Consider the following 15,183-nt stretch of genomic DNA (forward strand, 5'->3'; position numbering starts at 1 on the left):
GGCGCCGATCCGGAAGGCCTGTTCCCGGCCATCCTCGGCCATGAGGGCGCCGGCATCGTCGTCGACGTCGGCCCGGGCGTCACCTCGGTGAAGAAGGGCGATCACGTCATTCCGCTCTACACGCCCGAGTGCCGCTCCTGCCCGTCGTGCCTGTCGCGCAAGACCAATCTCTGCACCGCGATCCGCTCGACCCAGGGCCAGGGCCTGATGCCCGACGGCACCTCGCGCTTCTCGATCGGCAAGGACAAGATCCATCACTACATGGGCTGCTCGACCTTCGCCAACTACACGGTGCTGCCGGAGATCGCCGTTGCCAAGGTCAACCCGGACGCGCCGTTCGACAAGATCTGCTACATCGGCTGCGGCGTCACCACCGGCATCGGTGCGGTCATCAACACGGCCAAGGTCGAGATGGGCGCGACCGCGATCGTCTTCGGTCTCGGCGGCATCGGCCTCAACGTCATCCAGGGCCTGCGTCTTGCCGGCGCCGACATGATCATCGGCGTCGACCTCAACAACGACAAGAAGGCCTGGGGCGAACGCTTCGGCATGACCCACTTCGTCAATCCGAAGGAGGTCGGCGACGACATCGTTCCCTACCTCGTCAACATGACCAAGCGTGGTGCCGACCAGATCGGCGGCGCCGACTACACCTTCGACTGCACCGGCAACACCAAGGTGATGCGCCAGGCGCTCGAGGCCTCGCATCGCGGCTGGGGCAAGTCGGTCGTCATCGGCGTCGCCGGCGCCGGCCAGGAGATCTCCACCCGGCCGTTCCAGCTCGTCACCGGCCGCAGCTGGATGGGCACCGCCTTCGGCGGCGCGCGCGGCCGCACCGACGTGCCGAAGATTGTCGACTGGTACATGGAAGGCAAGATCGAGATCGACCCGATGATCACCCACACGATGCCGCTCGAAGACATCAACAAGGGCTTCGAGCTGATGCATTCCGGCGAAAGCATCCGCAGCGTGGTGGTATACTGAGCGCGAGTTCAATATCGCTTTCAGACGGCAATGCATTGATCGCACGCGAGATTGACGGTGTTTGAGATCGGCCGGGCATCTCGCACCGGCTATGAAGGAGGAGAAGCCTATGCCGAGCATTGCAATACATCCATCGGTCGACAGCGGGTTCAAGGCGACGGACGCGGCCTTTTCAGGCGGTACGCTCGTCTGCAACTGCACGAACAATCCGGTGAAGGTCCGTGTCAAGGGTGACATCGCTCACAACCACGCCTGCGGCTGCACCAAATGCTGGAAGCCCGACGGAGCTGTCTTCTCAGTCGTCGCCGTGGCACCGACCGCCAACGTCGAGGTGCTCGAAAATGGCGACAAGCTCGCCGTCGTGGACCCCGCCGCGCTTATTCTGCGCCACGCCTGCAAGGACTGCGGCGTGCACATGTACGGCCCTGTCGAGCGCGACCACGCCTTCACGGGGCTTTCCTTCGTTCATCCTGAACGCTTCCAGGAAACGGGCTGGGCAAAGCCGGGCTTTGCCGCCTTCGTCTCTTCCATCATCGAGAGTGGCTATGACCCTGCTGGAATGGACGGCATGCGCGCCCGGTTACGCGAACTGGACATCGAGCCTTACGACTGCCTCAATCCCGTTCTGATGGATGTCATCGCCACCTGGACCGCGAAGAAGAGTGGTGCGCTCAAGTCAACCTGAACGCTCTGCCGCAAGCATCTCAACATCTTCCGACATCCATTAGCAGGTCGCATCGTATGGATTGCCTAAAGCCCGAGTTCAAGGCCAAAATTCGCAAAATTGTCGGTGACGGAAACTTCAAGGACGGAGACGCCATCTCGACGATCGACCACGGAGTCGCGCCAGAAAATCTGGGGGCACGCGCCGTCGTGTTCCCCAGTACAACCGACGAGGTTGCGGCGGTCGTCAAATGTTGCCGCGCCAACGGGGTTCCGCTCGTCACCCACGGCGGGCGAACCGGGCTCGTCGGCGGCGCCATATCCAGGCCGGGCGAACTGGTGCTTTCGACCGCACGTCTCGATCGAATTCTACATATTTCACCAGTCGAGCGCGTTGCCGTAGTAGAGGCCGGCGTGACATTGCAGGCGCTGCAAGGGGCGGCTGCCGAACATCGACTTGAAACAGGGATTGATTTGCCGTCGCGCGGGTCGGCAACCCTCGGAGGCATGGCGTCGACGAATGCCGGGGGCATTGCAGCCTTTCGGTTCGGGGTCATGCGGCACCGCATTCTCGGACTGGAGGTGGTGCTCGCAGATGGCTCGGTCTACTCTGACCTGACACGGGTGGTGAAAAACGCCGCTGGCTATGATCTGAAACATCTCTTTGTCGGAGCCGAAGGCACGCTCGGCGTCATCACGCGCATTGCCGTGAAGCTTGAACCCCTGCCTCTGGCGACCGCCACGGTCCTCTTCGGCCTGCCGTCAGTGGATGCAGCGCTTGGCACGGTCCGCTGGGGGTTAAACGCGCGGTACGGTCATCTCCGCGCCGCGGAAGCAATCTGGAACGCCTATTTCCGCCTGACATCAGGCCATCATCGCTGGTCCGCCACGGACTACGATGCCGGCCACCCCGTCAATCTCCTGGTCTCGCTAAGCGGCGCCGAAGAGGACGAACTGCTCTCGGAACTCGGGCGTATCTACGAAGGCGTTATCGAGGAACACCCCGACGCGTCGGCCGTGATTGCCTCCTCTGTCGCGCAGGAGGCCGATTTGTGGAGGTTGCGCGAAGACACAGACCTTATCTACCGGAAGCACCCGGGCGCGCCATCCTACGACGTCTCAGTTCCCCTTTCGGAAGTCGAAACCTACCTAGATCACAGTGTTGCCGGCCTTAAGGCGATTGATGCCTCGTTTGATCCGTATGTCTTTGGCCATCTTGCCGACGGCAACCTCCACATCGTCCTCAACGCGGCGGCTAGCGAAGTGTCAGGTGACAAGGCAAGAGCTGTCGAAGAGGTTCTCTACCGGGACATTTTTTCGATCGGAGGATCGTTCTCCGCCGAGCATGGGATCGGTCTCAAAAGAGTGGGCTCGCTGTCGGCCATGTCCAACCCGGTGAAGATGGCTCTGATGCATCGGGTCAAGGATGCGCTTGACGCAGCAGCGCTTCTTAATCCCGGAAAGGTGCTTGGCGCAGGCTAAGGTTTGGCTAGGTGCGCCGGGACGGGCGCCACCGAACCAATCTAAATGGCCCGATTGCCATCAAGGGCTCACTCTTGTCGACAGCTCGTGGCGCGTCGCTTCCGCTTGCTGCCTGAGCCACTTGCGCAGCCGAGCAAACCCGTCCAGCCGGGTTGAGGTTTTGGGCGCAATGAGACTGTAGCCCATGCCGACGGCAAGCTGCGCCGGATGGGCCTGCACCAGCAATCCATCGTCGACAGCGGCACCGACAAGCGCGAGGTCGGCGAGTGCAAGCCCCTAGCCTTGCTGAGCGGCCGTAACGGCAAGATCCAGCGTGTCAAATACCAGATGTCGCGCACCCAAGAGGGACATCTGCGTTTGCGCGGCCCAGCGCTCCCAGGTCTCGTAGTTACGGTCCATGTGCAGAAGCACAAGGCCTTCGAAACTCTTCCTGTCTTTGAAGTCGTCGACCAGCCCGGGCCGGCAAACCGGCGTCAACTGCTCTTCCCACAAACGGTCCTCCGTAAGGCCGGGCCAGGGGCCTACGCCATATTCTATCATCCCGTGGATCCCCTCCATTTCGAAGTCGGGCCTTCGAGCCCAGGCCGTATCGATATCAACGCGCACATGCGCATGCTCACGATAGAACTCCGGAAGGCGCGGCATCAGCCAACGGATGGCGGGCGACGGATGGACGCGCAGTGTGACGGTCTGCGGCGGCTGCGTTACGGCCTGATCCGCCTCGATCAACAAGGCGACCAGTTGCTCGATATAAGGCAGCAGCCGTTGCCCGGCATCCGTCAAGACAACACGCCGTGTGCTGCGCAGGAAAAGCGTGCTGCGAAAGTGATTTTCCAATTGCAGGATCTGCCGGCTGATCGAACTCTGGCTGATGTGAAGGATCTCGGAGGCCTGACAGAAGGATGAAGTTCGCGCCACCGCCAGGAATGCCTGCAAGCCGCCAAGAGGGGGAAATCGCCTGTCGTGATCGTTGGCGCGGGAATCATGGGTTGCGCCGCTGCCTATTATCTCGCGGCAGGGTATCAAGGCCGTCGTTCTCGACAAGTCGCGCATCGCCGGGCAGCAATCGACCCGCGCCTGGGGTTTCGTGCGCCAGCAGGGGCGCGATCCATGGGAGATGCCGCTTGCGATCGCCAGCAACCGCTTGTGGCTGGGCCTGGAAGAAGAACTTCAGACGGATCTGGGTTGGAGGCAGGGAGGCTGTCTCTACGTCGGGAACGATGCCAGGCAAATGGCGCACTACGAAGCCTGCCTAAAAACGTCCAGACAGTACGGCGTGGATACGCGTCTTCTGTCGCCCGATGAGGTGCGCGCCCTGTTGCCCGGCTTCAATGCAAAACAAGTCACCAAGCGACGGCCAGGCCGAGCCTCGTTTGGCCGCGCCGGCCTTTGCCCGCAGAGCTGCCGAGCTCGGGGCACGGTTTATCGAAGGGTGCGGCCTGACCGGTATAGAGGTGGCCGGTGGCAAGATCGCCGCGGCGCGAACCGAGCAGGGGGAAATCCGAAGCGATTACATCATGTGCACCGCAGGTGCCGCGAGCTGGCGCGTGTTGCGTTCGCTCGGCATCGCTCTGCCGCAGCATCAGGTGCGCGGGACAGTTGCTCGGACCTCTTCGGGGCCGGCGGTCAGCGCTGTCGCCTGTATCGGCGGGGGCATCGGCTGGCGCCAGCGCAGCGACGGAAGCTTCAACCTGGCCAACGACGCCCGCGTGGACGTCGATGTCACCGCAGGCCACCTGCGTGCGCTCGAGTGGTACATAGGTCCGCTGCTGCAGCACTACCGGTCGTTCAATTTCAAGCTGAACGGAGCATTCATCGACGATATCAGGCAACGCTTGCCGACGTCGGAAACGCGAAGGAATGGCAATCTTATCGGTGTTCGTGACGCACTGCTTCCGGCCAACGATGCCGACATCCGCGTTTGTCTTGCCCGTCTGATGAAGGCCCTGCCCTCTCAGGCGAACGTACAGATCGTGGAGCGGTGGGCTGGCGGCATAGATGTCCTGCCGGACGGTATCCCGGTGCTAGACGCCCCAACGACGCCGAACGGTCTGATGATCGCAACCGGGTTGCGGTCACGGTTTTGCGCTGGGTCCGATCGTCGGGAAGACCTTGGCGAACTCGCTTGCCACTGGCAAACCGGGGATGAACCTGCACGACCTGCGCCTGTCGCGTTATGCCGAGCGCGATGTCAAACCACCGCATTCGCTTTTCTGAGAAGCCGGCATACCAGCTCCATCAATGGCGTTTCGTGCACCTCGCATATGGGTAAATCAACACCTGGGTCGAGCCAAAAAGAGAGAGGTCATCGACAGAGAAGTTTCAGGCTAATTGCATGAAGGAGTTCAGCGCCTTCACCGCGCGTGTACTCAGCGTTTACCCCGCGCTCGTCCTGTCATCGTGGCGGTATAAGCGGCGGCACCTTTCTGCCAGGTGCCGCCACATTGCCGGTCGGGCGTGCTGTCCGATCGAGCCAACATCTAGACGAGCGACCAGCGTACCGCTCTCTAAAGCGGTGCGGCTTTGAAAAGATTGCCTTTGCGAAAGCGCTCATCATCCGGGCCCGTGGGTCCATCTCTGCGAGCATCCAGGATGCGACTGGGGCGGTTGGGGCTTTGCGAGCGGCAAAGGGCCGTCTCGAGTGTAGTTATTCCCATCGCGAAGACGCTTGATGGCTATCGGAATTTGTACTCAAGATCCGCGTGCCGTGCGAATGCGACCTCAAGAAGTAATACGACACAAATGCCCTCTTCGATCGGGTCGGCGACTAGTGCATGCCGGGCCTTCTCCCCCAGATCGCACGTGCCAACGGCTGCATGAAGACCGAGAAGTACCCGACCTAGGTCTGATGCGCTCCGGCAAAGGTCCTATCTACGTTGCCGAATCCGATTGGCGCTGCCATTCCTAGTTGAGCGTCAACCGCACCTTTGGCGCTAATGACCCCAGAGCGCGCCCCAGCCCCAAGCGACGTAGCGCTCTGGGGTCAGCCTGCGACTGGATCAGTCTCGGAGCCTAAGAGAACCTCTTCATTTTCGACCCCGTGATCGGCCCGGCGCGGTAGGTAATGCCTTTTGAATTACAAATAGCTAAGTTGAGGTAGGAAGCTGCTGGGGGGAGTACCCATTCGCTGTAGGGCTCAAGTCCTAGGTGGCCCGCCAATGGTCTGAGGCCAATTGCGACAGAAACCGATCGCTGCATATTCTGTTTTCAACCAAGGCGTTACCGCCTCAGCGCCACGGTCACATAGCTCGGCTGGGGCTCAAAAAGAACAATGAGGCCGCTCGGGGAAACTACGATGCAGGTAGACTTACCGAAAATTACCCCTCCCACCCGCCAAACTAGATACGAGCACAGCAGTGATGAATGCCAAGAAGCTCTCAAACAGGCATTCGGCGTGTTCGCCGCTTATTGTACGGCGGCGGGCTGGTCCGACGATGAGGTCGCCGTCGCATTGATCCAGATCGCTGACGAGCACCTTTGCTCTCTTGCCATTTTGGCTGACTTCTCCGTCGTTGCCCCAAACCTTACTAGCGGTCCGAAAGCAGAAGGAACCTCAGCATGAGCACTGCGGCCCAGTTGCACCTGATGAACGAAGAAGAAATTCCTGCATTCGTGGCAGACGTGATCGAGGCTGGGTGCCACGTCAACGCTGTGGGGCACAATATGTACGTCATTTGCGACGACGAGGAGCAAGAGGTTGTGATCGAAGAGCTCAACCGCATCTGCCAGAAGTACGGCGACCGAGACTCAATCCGCCGGGAGATTGTAAATTACCTATGGTCGATCGGCTGATACGTAGAGATCGCCTCTGAAGGCACGGGGGCACTAGGGGCTGCCTAGCGAATATTGACGCCTCGCCCCAGCGATGTACGCTGCCCGTCATGTCCCTCACCACCGCCTTCATCTCTGAGCTTGTCTGGGCAGCCAACCAGGTCGAACATCTGACCCACTTCGAAAAGCGCCGACTGCTGGAGCGCGCGGTCGTCACGATCCGAGAAATGCGCAAACAAGTTGGCATCCCTGAAAGCAAGACCGAAGCGGATCCGGTGATTGACCTGCAAACTGCTTCGGTGGGGATCGAAAGGCGGACGCACGACCAAGTAATGGCCGCGCTCCTCGACGCGGCCGATATGATCCGGATTTTGCGGATTATTCTGGATGAGAAGGAGTGAAATTCATCCCCGCAGATCGGTCACCCCCAAGAACTATTATCGGCGATATGCCACGGTTGATTGACGTCATAGTTGGTCTGCGCCGCCGCTAGAGCACACTAATTAGTAGTCTGTTAACCAAATTTGTGGTTGAGTAAAGGCATCGACTCGCCCATGACGGGCGGAAATCCCTAATCGACGGCTCTATAATGTCCAGCATTCATACGAACGCGGCAGCGATGTCTGCCGTCCAAATTTTAAGAAACACCGCTGCAACACTTGCTTCCACCCAGGATGAAGTGAGTTCCGGCCTCCGGATCCAAACCGCGGCCGACAACGCCGCATATTGGTCGATTGCCACGACAATGCGTTCCGATCACAAGGCTATCTCAGCCGTTGCCGATGCACTCGGCCTGGGAGCCGCAAAGGTAGGCGTCGCCTATGAGGGAACCGACTCCATCGTCGAAATCTTGACTGCGTTCAAGGCAAGACTAGTCGCTGCAGCGGAACCGGGCGTTGACAAAGCTAAGATCCAGAAGGAACTCGACCAACTCAACGCTCAAGCCGAGAGCGTCATTGCCTCGTCCAGCTTCAACGGAGTGAACTGGCTGCGTACGGACGCCGCGACCCATCTCATGCAAACCGCCGAACTGACCACGTCCTTGGTCTCGTCTTTCGTCAGGGCAGCGGATGGATCCATCGAATTGAACACCACGGACCTAAATCTCAAACTGACGAGCATGCTCAATGCGGGAGGCGGCGGCATCCTGCAGAAGGAAATTGGCGGCGTGGGTGACATTGGCGGCTTCCGGCGGACGGGGATCAACTCGGTTGCCCATCAGGGTCACGAGAACCATGCCTTCACGGGACCGGCGACCTTCGGATCGATGGACTATATCGAGTTTGACCTTACAGTCGATGCGGGCACACATTCCGCCGGCGTGGGTTTCACCGGCTTGCGGATCGATAAGACGGTTATCGACATCGCGCTCGGCACGACCGATGGTAAAATTAATACTGCGTCCCAAATGCGTGCTGTCCTGCAGCGGGTCTTTCAGGACAACGCGGTTCCCGCAACCGCATATGAAACGTTGTTCAGTGGATCATCCACATCAAGTCAATTCGAGATCGGGTCGCTTGAGACCTCCGGGGAACCAGGGTCTAGCATCGATATTTCAAACGTGGTGTCCGACTTCAACGGCGTTCACCCCGCAGGCTTTGCTTTGGGTCTGGAGAACGCACCAATAAGCAACCACGACAATATGTATCCCCAGGCGAGTATCGGTTTTACCAAACCGTTTACGGTCTCGCCCACCGCTGCGATCTACTTTGACGTCCAAGTCGGCCCTGGCGCATTGCAGACCTACACCATAGACCGCACAACGGTGGATGCCGCGCTTGGCACAACTGACGGCACGGTCGGTAACGCGGCCGACCTAGCGACGGTGATAGAATTCGCTTCCGCGGGCAGCGGCTTGGCGGTGACTGCAGCCGGTACCACACTCACCTTCTCAGCCGATCAGGCTATCTACCCGGAGGCGGGCAATCGCGCTGCAAGAGTTACCGTCGAAAACGTACGCTCGACGCCGCGCTGGACGCTCGACTTCGACTTGGTCGAGGTTGATGTGACGGGCACGGACTTTACTGTCGACGAGTACATCGAAGGTATCGAATACATGCTGAAGGGCGCGATTTCGAGTGCGAGCCTGCTCGGCTCCCTGCAAATGCGCATCGACCTGCAATCCGACTTCACCAGCGCTCTGATGGAGAGCATCGATAAAGGCATCGGGCGCCTTGTCGACGCTGACATGAACGAAGCATCGGCGCGCCTGAAAGCTACTCAAGCACAGGAGCAATTGGCGATACAGTCGCTGCAGATAGCCAACTCAAGCGCCGCCAACGTGCTGTCGCTGTTTCGATAGGGGCGGGTTTAGCCTCAAGCTGCGGAACGACTTTCCAAACCGAGCGTTATTCGACCGGGCTCCGCTCCCTTCCCCCCGGAGCCCGTTACACCGCACACTCTTGGCCCCGTCGTCGCCTTTCGGGGCCATTCTTTTTGGCGCTTCCTGCCTGGGAACCTTTCCGCCGTATGTGCGTTTTTGGCGTGTCGTGGTCTCGACACCCCCGCTCGCGATCATGGCAGGCTTCACCAAATCCCCGGAGTGAAGTCCGAAAGGTAGCCTCTGGCCTCGTCACCCCGGCGGGGCCATTTCTTTTCATGGTCGGAACCTTTCGAGGCGATGCGCGTTCATTGCATGCCTACGATCCACCACCCCCGGATCGAGACTGAGGCTCCGTCCACTATGCCCAGAATGGAGCCCATTGGCACTACTCCGTGCCCGGGCCCCGATCTTCCCGGACGGGGCCGTTTCATTTTCCGCATGGGAACCATTTTTGAGGGACTGTGGTTTGAGGACCCGCGATGACCCTCCCCAAAAGGATCCAGCCGGGCTTCATGGGGTAATCCCTTTTCCCCGCGTCGGAGCCCATCAATGCCCATGATGCAAGCCTCGTTGGCCCCGACGCCCCGTCGGGGCCATTCGTCTGGCCCCCCGATATCCGGTGCGCACTTTTGTCCCTGTCGAAACCGATGTGGACACGGCTTCGTGACGTCGTCCTGCCGCACTACAGTCTCGATTGGGTGCGCGTCATCCAACCCGCTTCCTTCAGCCTGAGTGTTGCATGAAGTCGCGCGGCTCGCTTCGCCCTTTGCGCGGGCCGTTGACAGCGCCTACCGCAAGCGGATGGCGCCGGGCGAACAACGCTGGTCCGCCGTGTCTGCGGCCGGCATTAGCCAGACCGTTTCACCGTTTTCGAAGCGCAGGCATGCTGCGCGTTAACCGCTCATCCCGCGCAAGCCTCTTCGATCACCCGCTCTATATCGCGAGGGTCATATGGTTTTTGCAGAGTCGGCGTGTCGCGGAACTCATCTGAAAGGCCCTCTATTCCGTATCCGGTGGCGAACACGAAAGGTATTTTGCGGCAGCGCAAGATCCGGGCGGCAGGAAAAGAGGTTTCTCCCCCGAGGTTGATGTCGAGAAACGCAAAATCAATATCCGCTCGAACGGCGAAGCGGCTCGCATCCTCGAGCCGTGCGATACACGCCACCACACAATGCCCCATGTCTGTGAGGAGGTCTTCGAGGCTCATCGCAAGGAGAACTTCATCCTCGATGATCAGTATCCGCTTCGACTCCGCTCTGGCCACTTTGTCCTCCCAGGAACGAACTCTTCGCCAGCGGATATTGGTGCGATGATGGTGCACTCAACGCCGGAGGACGGGTATCCAACACGGACCTCACCTCGAAGTTCCGACACCAGTGCCCGTTCAATCAGGCGCGAGCCAAAACCCTTGCGCGTTGGCCCGACAACCGGGGGCCACCACTTTCTCGCTTACCAAAAAAGCTGCGAGCGGACTCCAAAGATCGCGCTCAGATTCAAATGCCCTAGATCTGTTGCTTCTTCGTAATCCGGCGCGGCTTTTAGTGAACCGCGCCTTGGCGAGTGCGAACCGGGCGAGCAGGTTTGGATTCGAGAGCTCGCGAAGTTGCTGCACGTCAAAAGGGGCGCAAAACGGCAAACAATCCAATCCGTGCCTGAGGTGTCCTCCGTCAGAAACGAATTGGATGAGCCTTGAAGGCGAAGCGACGCTTAACAAGACGGGCGCTGTGTGATTCCCGGCGTATGGCTACCCGACCCTAGGGTGTCTTTGTGGAGGTCTTAATGAAGGTACTGCGCGACAACGCCTGACGATCGTTTTGCTGCTGGCCACGCTCGGCACACTCGTAGGCATGCTTTTTACGGGTCTTCAAGTCTATAACGACGAACTGGAGGAACATGGCGGGCAAACGGTAACGCTAGCACCGTACCTTCTTAGCGGTCACTTCCTTTCCGCCCTATTGAGAACTGGGAGTCCGAGTTCTTGCAGATGAGTGCTTATCTGGTACTTACAGCCTTTCTCTTTCAACGCGGCTCAGCGGAAAATGACCCCGACGAACCGTCGTCCAAGGACCAAGGCCCTGCGCTCGAGCAAGACGGTCCCGCAGCACCGCTGGCCGTAAGGATGGGCGGGATGGCGAGGTCACTTTATTCCTATTCCCTCGGTGGGTGCCAAGTTGTGGTTTGAGTCTTTCCAGAATTGGCAATCGGAATTCCTGTCGACTGCAGTTCTCGTCGTCCTGTCGATATTCCTGCGGTTCCGAGGCTCCCCCGAGTCAAAGCCGGTATCCGATCCTCACTCCAAAACAGGTTCATAGACAGGTTAGAAACTGACGGACCCCATCCGTGACTGCTAGCGGGCTGAATGGCCGATCAACGCGTCTGATCGGCTGGCGCGGTATTAGTGCGTTTTTGTGACCCTCCTGGCGGTTTATCGAGCTCGAGCCTTCGTTAGCTCTGTACACGCGGCGACGATCCGAGCCCGGATGAGAAGAACAAGCCACCGAAGCTGAAGGCGTGACGCCTGTGGAGCAAACACAAAAACAGGGAGCGGGCTATGATGGAGAGTTGGAACAAGTGCGTGATCATCGAGCTTCCGGAGCTCGACGGAGCGCAGATAGTATGGACCCCCAACAAGGCCACGGTCCTGCTTAGCAAAAGCTGGCCTGTCGACTCCCTTATCTGGACGCCGTCGATAAATGCAGGGACGCAATAGATGGGACCTACCCATGGAAACAAGCCCGAGTAGCGTTCGTCGCGGCCGTTGCCGAGGCCAAGGTCACAAGACTGCGCTGAAATTGATTTGTCTCATGCTGCTGCACCGCCCCATTCGCGGAACAAAGCTGACGCGGCTCGATTTTGGCCCGGGAGAAGGAGACCGATATGACCGACGACCCCAAAGAGCCGAGAAAGCCCGTGGAGGTTCCCCCAGGCGAGACACCCGATCCTATGCCAGACAATCCGGATCGCCCCGTCGAGGAGCCCGGACCGGACGACGTCCCGGAAGAGGCGCCAGACATCACGCCGGTGCCAGGCGCTGAAATCCCAAAGATGGCCGCTTGAGCCTGCCACCCCCCACCCAGCCCCCCTTGGAACAGTTGCCTCTAATATACGTTTCTGGGAAGCCTAACCCGCGGAGGACACCATGGCCAGCATCTGGGATGCAAACGTCGAGTTGAAGATTGACGATCGTTTTCACGTCATCAGGAACGCCCGAGAGGCGGTCGCATTCCTGATGAAATCCTGGCCCGAGACGAAGAGCGAGAGTTACGCAACAGCTCGAAAGATCTGCCTGGATGCAGCCAATGGAGAAGTCCCAAGTGCGGAGGCCAGGGCGGCATTCGAAGCTGCCGCGAAAGAAGCCGGCCTCCTGCGATAGTCCCGAGGTGAGGAACTTAATCATGCTGCCTGCGCTCGCCGCGCAAGCGCCTTGCTCTTGAACGCAGTTCGCCTCTTTCGACAACCCGCAGCCATCGACGGCGACACCGGCCCCAGAGCTCCGAACCTGCCGAGAACCGCCGGAAGCTGCGTGCTGCTGCCTATCGCCTCCCTGCGAGGGGAACGGCATGACCCGCCCGATCCACGCATGCGACCCGGAAGGCCCGCTATTGCGAATGCGGACACTGTGCCCTCCCGCCGGCCCGAAACATCGACCCGGACGCGCTGCAGGAATTCAACGCCGCAGCTTACTCGTTCGCAACCTTCATCATCCTCCTCACCTTCATGGCGATCGGCTTCGCGAACATCGAGGAGATCCACCGAAAGATCGCAGCCGAGAGGACCGTCTAGTGACCGCTCCCGCAATCGAACACAGCAAGCGTCGGCAGACCGAGGCGGGCAAAGACCCTCCTCGTCGATCTTCGCAACCAGGGCGCCGATGAGACGCCGAGCTCGTCGCCGACACCATCGAGGGCGAAACGAATCTCATGGAGGCAATCGCCGAGCTCGACGAGTGCGACGTTCACGTGACCGGGCTCAGGCGAAGGAAGCCGATTTCGAGGCACGTCGGGAAGTCGATCGAGAAACCGCGCCAAGCGGATCTGATCGAACAGGCGATGCTGGCAACCGACCAAATGTCGTTGAAGCTGCCGACAGCGACGCTTTCGCTCGTCACCGACAGGCGGAGATGCACTAATCCGCACCGGCTATTGCGACGCCTCAACGATGGTCTGCTCGAGCAAAGCGGAAGAATCGCGCTGCCCGATGGACAAGCAGGAATTCCAACAGAGTAAGGTTGCCGTTCTCGACTTTCTCGACGACCTAATCGGATGCCGCCCGCAAGAAGGCATTGCGCGCCGCTGTCCATGGGAATTCGCCTCGACGAACTGGGGCAAGAAGGTCTGGGCAAAGCACTCGCGCAAATATCTCGAAAAGTTCGGCCTGCCGCCACTCAAGGCAAAGGCGTCGACGACCACTATCCCCACTTGAACGCATGATCGCCAAGGCAAAGGCAGGTTAGCATGACCGACCGCTCTATGCACTTATCCGGTCCCACAAACCGCCTATGGGCTGCTTTTCGGAACCTCGTCAAAGCGGGTCTTTTCGCGTCCCGGGTCGTCGTCGAGGATCTCGTCCTCAGTGTCTTCCGGCAGGGCCTCATCGCGGCTCGGAACGGGCGGCACCCGGCCCTCGGCCGGCGGTTTGTCGGCATCTACTCCGGACAAGTCTGGAACGGAATTGGTTCGAAAACCATCTCCGGCGGCCCGGGGCTCGATATCGGGCCCGGCATCGGTCGACGCTCAGTCGCTGCTCGATGGGGTTTGCTGAGGACCGGTTGGCCAATCTATTAGAAGGCGCAGTCACCGTGTGCTGCTGATCGCATAGGGGTCTAACCCATCCATGGTCCCGGCGAAGGGACCTTGCTGCGAAGGGCTGATCGCTGTGCCCGTCCGAAAGCCTGTCTTGTCGTCTCCTCCCTCAAGCCGCCAGGGCTGGGTCTACCTTGCGAAGCAATGAAGTTGGTTCGGTCCGTGAGCATGCGATGCAACGCCAGCTTGCGGGCCCGCGCGACGCGCGCCTTTCTGGGACCGGCACGTCTGGCGACCGCCAGTGCCCAGCCCTTGAGATCGGAGCCTTTGATTCCTATCCTCCCAAATCTGGCACATAATAGCGTTGCTCCCACCCTCGAGCTCGCGTTTGGGTTCCGCCCTGGCTCGCAAATGAGGCGCGGGAGCCGTTGCCCACAACGTGATAATCGGTACCAGTCCGGAGTAATGATCGGTTCCAGCCCAGATGGAGCCGGTGCAGGAACAATTCTGCCCTTCAGCCGTTTTGCGTTCCCAACCAATAGGTGGACGATGGTTACTACCACTCAGCAATCGATAGAAGATCAAATCGCGGAATTGCGTTCCCAGATCGAGGAGTTGAGTCAAGCTTTCCGTGACCGGGTCAGTTCAGCGGCTGATGACGCATCCGAACGTGCCAGAAATGCAGTCCAAACGGTCCGTGAACAGGGACAAGGCGCTATAGAGGCCGCACGAAACAATCCCGGCACGGCAACGGCAATCGTGAGTACCGCCGGCCTTCTCGGATTCTGCCTCGGGCTATACCTGGGGCTTTCCGCCGCAAGTGACCTTCGTGCGCGATAGTCGGGCGCGAATGAGGCGGATTGCCCTCTGAGGCTGCAGGCCGCGCCAAGCTCCAGCTTCGTTGCTGGCCGGCGCTCGAGTTGGCTTCCGCCTTTTGGAACGAGTCCTCGCTCTCAGATTCGCTGACACCCCTCGACCTTGTTGACTGGGTGAGGAACCTATCGGCTTGGCAACGGTTGGTTTCGATGAAAGGAGGTTGACATGAACCAGATTATCTATCTCGTCGGCCTTATCGTTGTTGTGGTCGCAATCCTAGCCTTTTTCGGGATTGGTTAAGATCATTCATAAGCCTCCGCTCGGCGGATGGGAGCTTTGCCGTTTGCAAGGGTTCTCGGTCACAAGGTGAGTGTTGATCCCTCGCGTTGATCGGATACGACC

Annotated in this window: 15 protein-coding genes and 3 pseudogenes; 15 read left to right on the forward strand and 3 right to left on the reverse strand. The window is 59.7% G+C overall.

Annotated features, from left to right (window positions below; genetic code table 11):
- The 3 genes from ACTJKM_RS32505 to ACTJKM_RS32515 all read left to right on the forward strand — a co-directional run.
- The coding region (locus tag ACTJKM_RS32505) for a zinc-binding dehydrogenase (RefSeq protein WP_440661649.1) at window positions 1–984 on the forward strand (984 nt) is incomplete at its 5' end.
- A 109-nt stretch (window positions 985–1,093) separates the two neighbouring features.
- Window positions 1,094–1,669, forward strand: coding sequence for an S-(hydroxymethyl)glutathione synthase (gfa, locus tag ACTJKM_RS32510; RefSeq protein ID WP_058328658.1), 576 nt, complete (start codon window positions 1,094–1,096; stop codon window positions 1,667–1,669).
- Between the two features lie 188 nt (window positions 1,670–1,857).
- Complete coding sequence (locus ACTJKM_RS32515; RefSeq protein WP_245296202.1) at window positions 1,858–3,129, forward strand: FAD-binding oxidoreductase; 1,272 nt, start codon at window positions 1,858–1,860, stop codon at window positions 3,127–3,129.
- A gap of 276 nt (window positions 3,130–3,405) precedes the next feature.
- On the opposite strand, the gene ACTJKM_RS32520 is transcribed toward ACTJKM_RS32515, so the two are convergent.
- A complete protein-coding gene (locus ACTJKM_RS32520; RefSeq protein WP_440661650.1) occupies window positions 3,406–4,173 on the reverse strand; it encodes a LysR family transcriptional regulator in 768 nt (255 codons plus the stop codon).
- On the opposite strand from ACTJKM_RS32520, the pseudogene ACTJKM_RS32525 reads away from it, so the two are divergent.
- From ACTJKM_RS32525 to ACTJKM_RS32550, 6 genes and pseudogenes are all read left to right on the forward strand, one after another.
- Window positions 4,100–4,399 (forward strand): annotated as a pseudogene (locus ACTJKM_RS32525) (FAD-dependent oxidoreductase); the annotation flags it as partial. The gene ACTJKM_RS32520 and the pseudogene ACTJKM_RS32525 sit on opposite strands and share 74 nt — an antisense overlap.
- Before the next feature lie 61 nt (window positions 4,400–4,460).
- Window positions 4,461–5,468, forward strand: a complete 1,008-nt coding sequence (locus tag ACTJKM_RS32530; protein WP_197423501.1) for an NAD(P)/FAD-dependent oxidoreductase — start codon at window positions 4,461–4,463, stop codon at window positions 5,466–5,468.
- 956 nt (window positions 5,469–6,424) lie between these two features.
- The gene (locus ACTJKM_RS32535) at window positions 6,425–6,691 is read left to right on the forward strand and encodes a hypothetical protein (RefSeq protein ID WP_245296201.1); all 267 of its coding nucleotides are present in this window, start codon (window positions 6,425–6,427) and stop codon (window positions 6,689–6,691) included.
- Entirely contained in the window at window positions 6,688–6,921 is a 234-nt protein-coding gene (locus tag ACTJKM_RS32540) for a hypothetical protein (protein WP_058328653.1), read from the forward strand. The genes ACTJKM_RS32535 and ACTJKM_RS32540 overlap by 4 nt, the downstream gene beginning before the upstream one ends.
- A gap of 89 nt (window positions 6,922–7,010) precedes the next feature.
- Entirely contained in the window at window positions 7,011–7,301 is a 291-nt protein-coding gene (locus tag ACTJKM_RS32545; protein WP_058328652.1) for a hypothetical protein, read from the forward strand.
- A 188-nt stretch (window positions 7,302–7,489) separates the two neighbouring features.
- A complete protein-coding gene (locus tag ACTJKM_RS32550) occupies window positions 7,490–9,202 on the forward strand; it encodes a flagellin N-terminal helical domain-containing protein (RefSeq protein ID WP_058328651.1) in 1,713 nt (570 codons plus the stop codon).
- Window positions 9,203–10,124: 922 nt separating this feature from the next.
- On the opposite strand, the gene ACTJKM_RS32555 is transcribed toward ACTJKM_RS32550, so the two are convergent.
- Window positions 10,125–10,487 (reverse strand): response regulator, encoded by a 363-nt coding sequence (locus ACTJKM_RS32555; protein ID WP_058328650.1) that lies wholly within the window; start codon window positions 10,485–10,487, stop codon window positions 10,125–10,127.
- A 515-nt stretch (window positions 10,488–11,002) separates the two neighbouring features.
- Between ACTJKM_RS32555 and ACTJKM_RS32560 the strand changes: the two are divergent.
- From ACTJKM_RS32560 to ACTJKM_RS32585, 6 genes and pseudogenes are all read left to right on the forward strand, one after another.
- A pseudogene (locus tag ACTJKM_RS32560) lies at window positions 11,003–11,535 on the forward strand (DUF6766 family protein).
- A 242-nt stretch (window positions 11,536–11,777) separates the two neighbouring features.
- Window positions 11,778–11,933: a DUF982 domain-containing protein gene (locus ACTJKM_RS32565; protein WP_440661656.1), complete on the forward strand. Its 156-nt coding sequence runs from the start codon at window positions 11,778–11,780 to the stop codon at window positions 11,931–11,933.
- Window positions 11,930–12,013 carry a hypothetical protein gene (locus ACTJKM_RS32570; RefSeq protein WP_440661657.1) on the forward strand — a complete coding sequence of 28 codons (84 nt, stop codon included), beginning with the start codon at window positions 11,930–11,932 and terminating at the stop codon, window positions 12,011–12,013. The genes ACTJKM_RS32565 and ACTJKM_RS32570 overlap by 4 nt, the downstream gene beginning before the upstream one ends.
- Window positions 12,014–12,100: 87 nt before the next feature.
- Window positions 12,101–12,280, forward strand: coding sequence for a hypothetical protein (locus tag ACTJKM_RS32575; RefSeq protein ID WP_058328649.1), 180 nt, complete (start codon window positions 12,101–12,103; stop codon window positions 12,278–12,280).
- An 82-nt stretch (window positions 12,281–12,362) separates the two neighbouring features.
- The gene (locus tag ACTJKM_RS32580) at window positions 12,363–12,596 is read left to right on the forward strand and encodes a DUF982 domain-containing protein (protein WP_058328648.1); all 234 of its coding nucleotides are present in this window, start codon (window positions 12,363–12,365) and stop codon (window positions 12,594–12,596) included.
- Window positions 12,597–13,420: 824 nt separating this feature from the next.
- Window positions 13,421–13,645: a hypothetical protein gene (locus ACTJKM_RS32585; RefSeq protein WP_245296200.1), complete on the forward strand. Its 225-nt coding sequence runs from the start codon at window positions 13,421–13,423 to the stop codon at window positions 13,643–13,645.
- A 523-nt stretch (window positions 13,646–14,168) separates the two neighbouring features.
- Here the strand turns inward: ACTJKM_RS32585 and ACTJKM_RS32590 are convergent.
- A pseudogene (locus tag ACTJKM_RS32590) lies at window positions 14,169–14,297 on the reverse strand (IS110 family transposase); the annotation flags it as partial.
- Window positions 14,298–15,183: the final 886 nt, after the last annotated feature.

It is taken from the genome of Ensifer sp. 22460 (assembly GCF_052044935.1).
Classification (GTDB): domain Bacteria; phylum Pseudomonadota; class Alphaproteobacteria; order Rhizobiales; family Rhizobiaceae; genus Ensifer.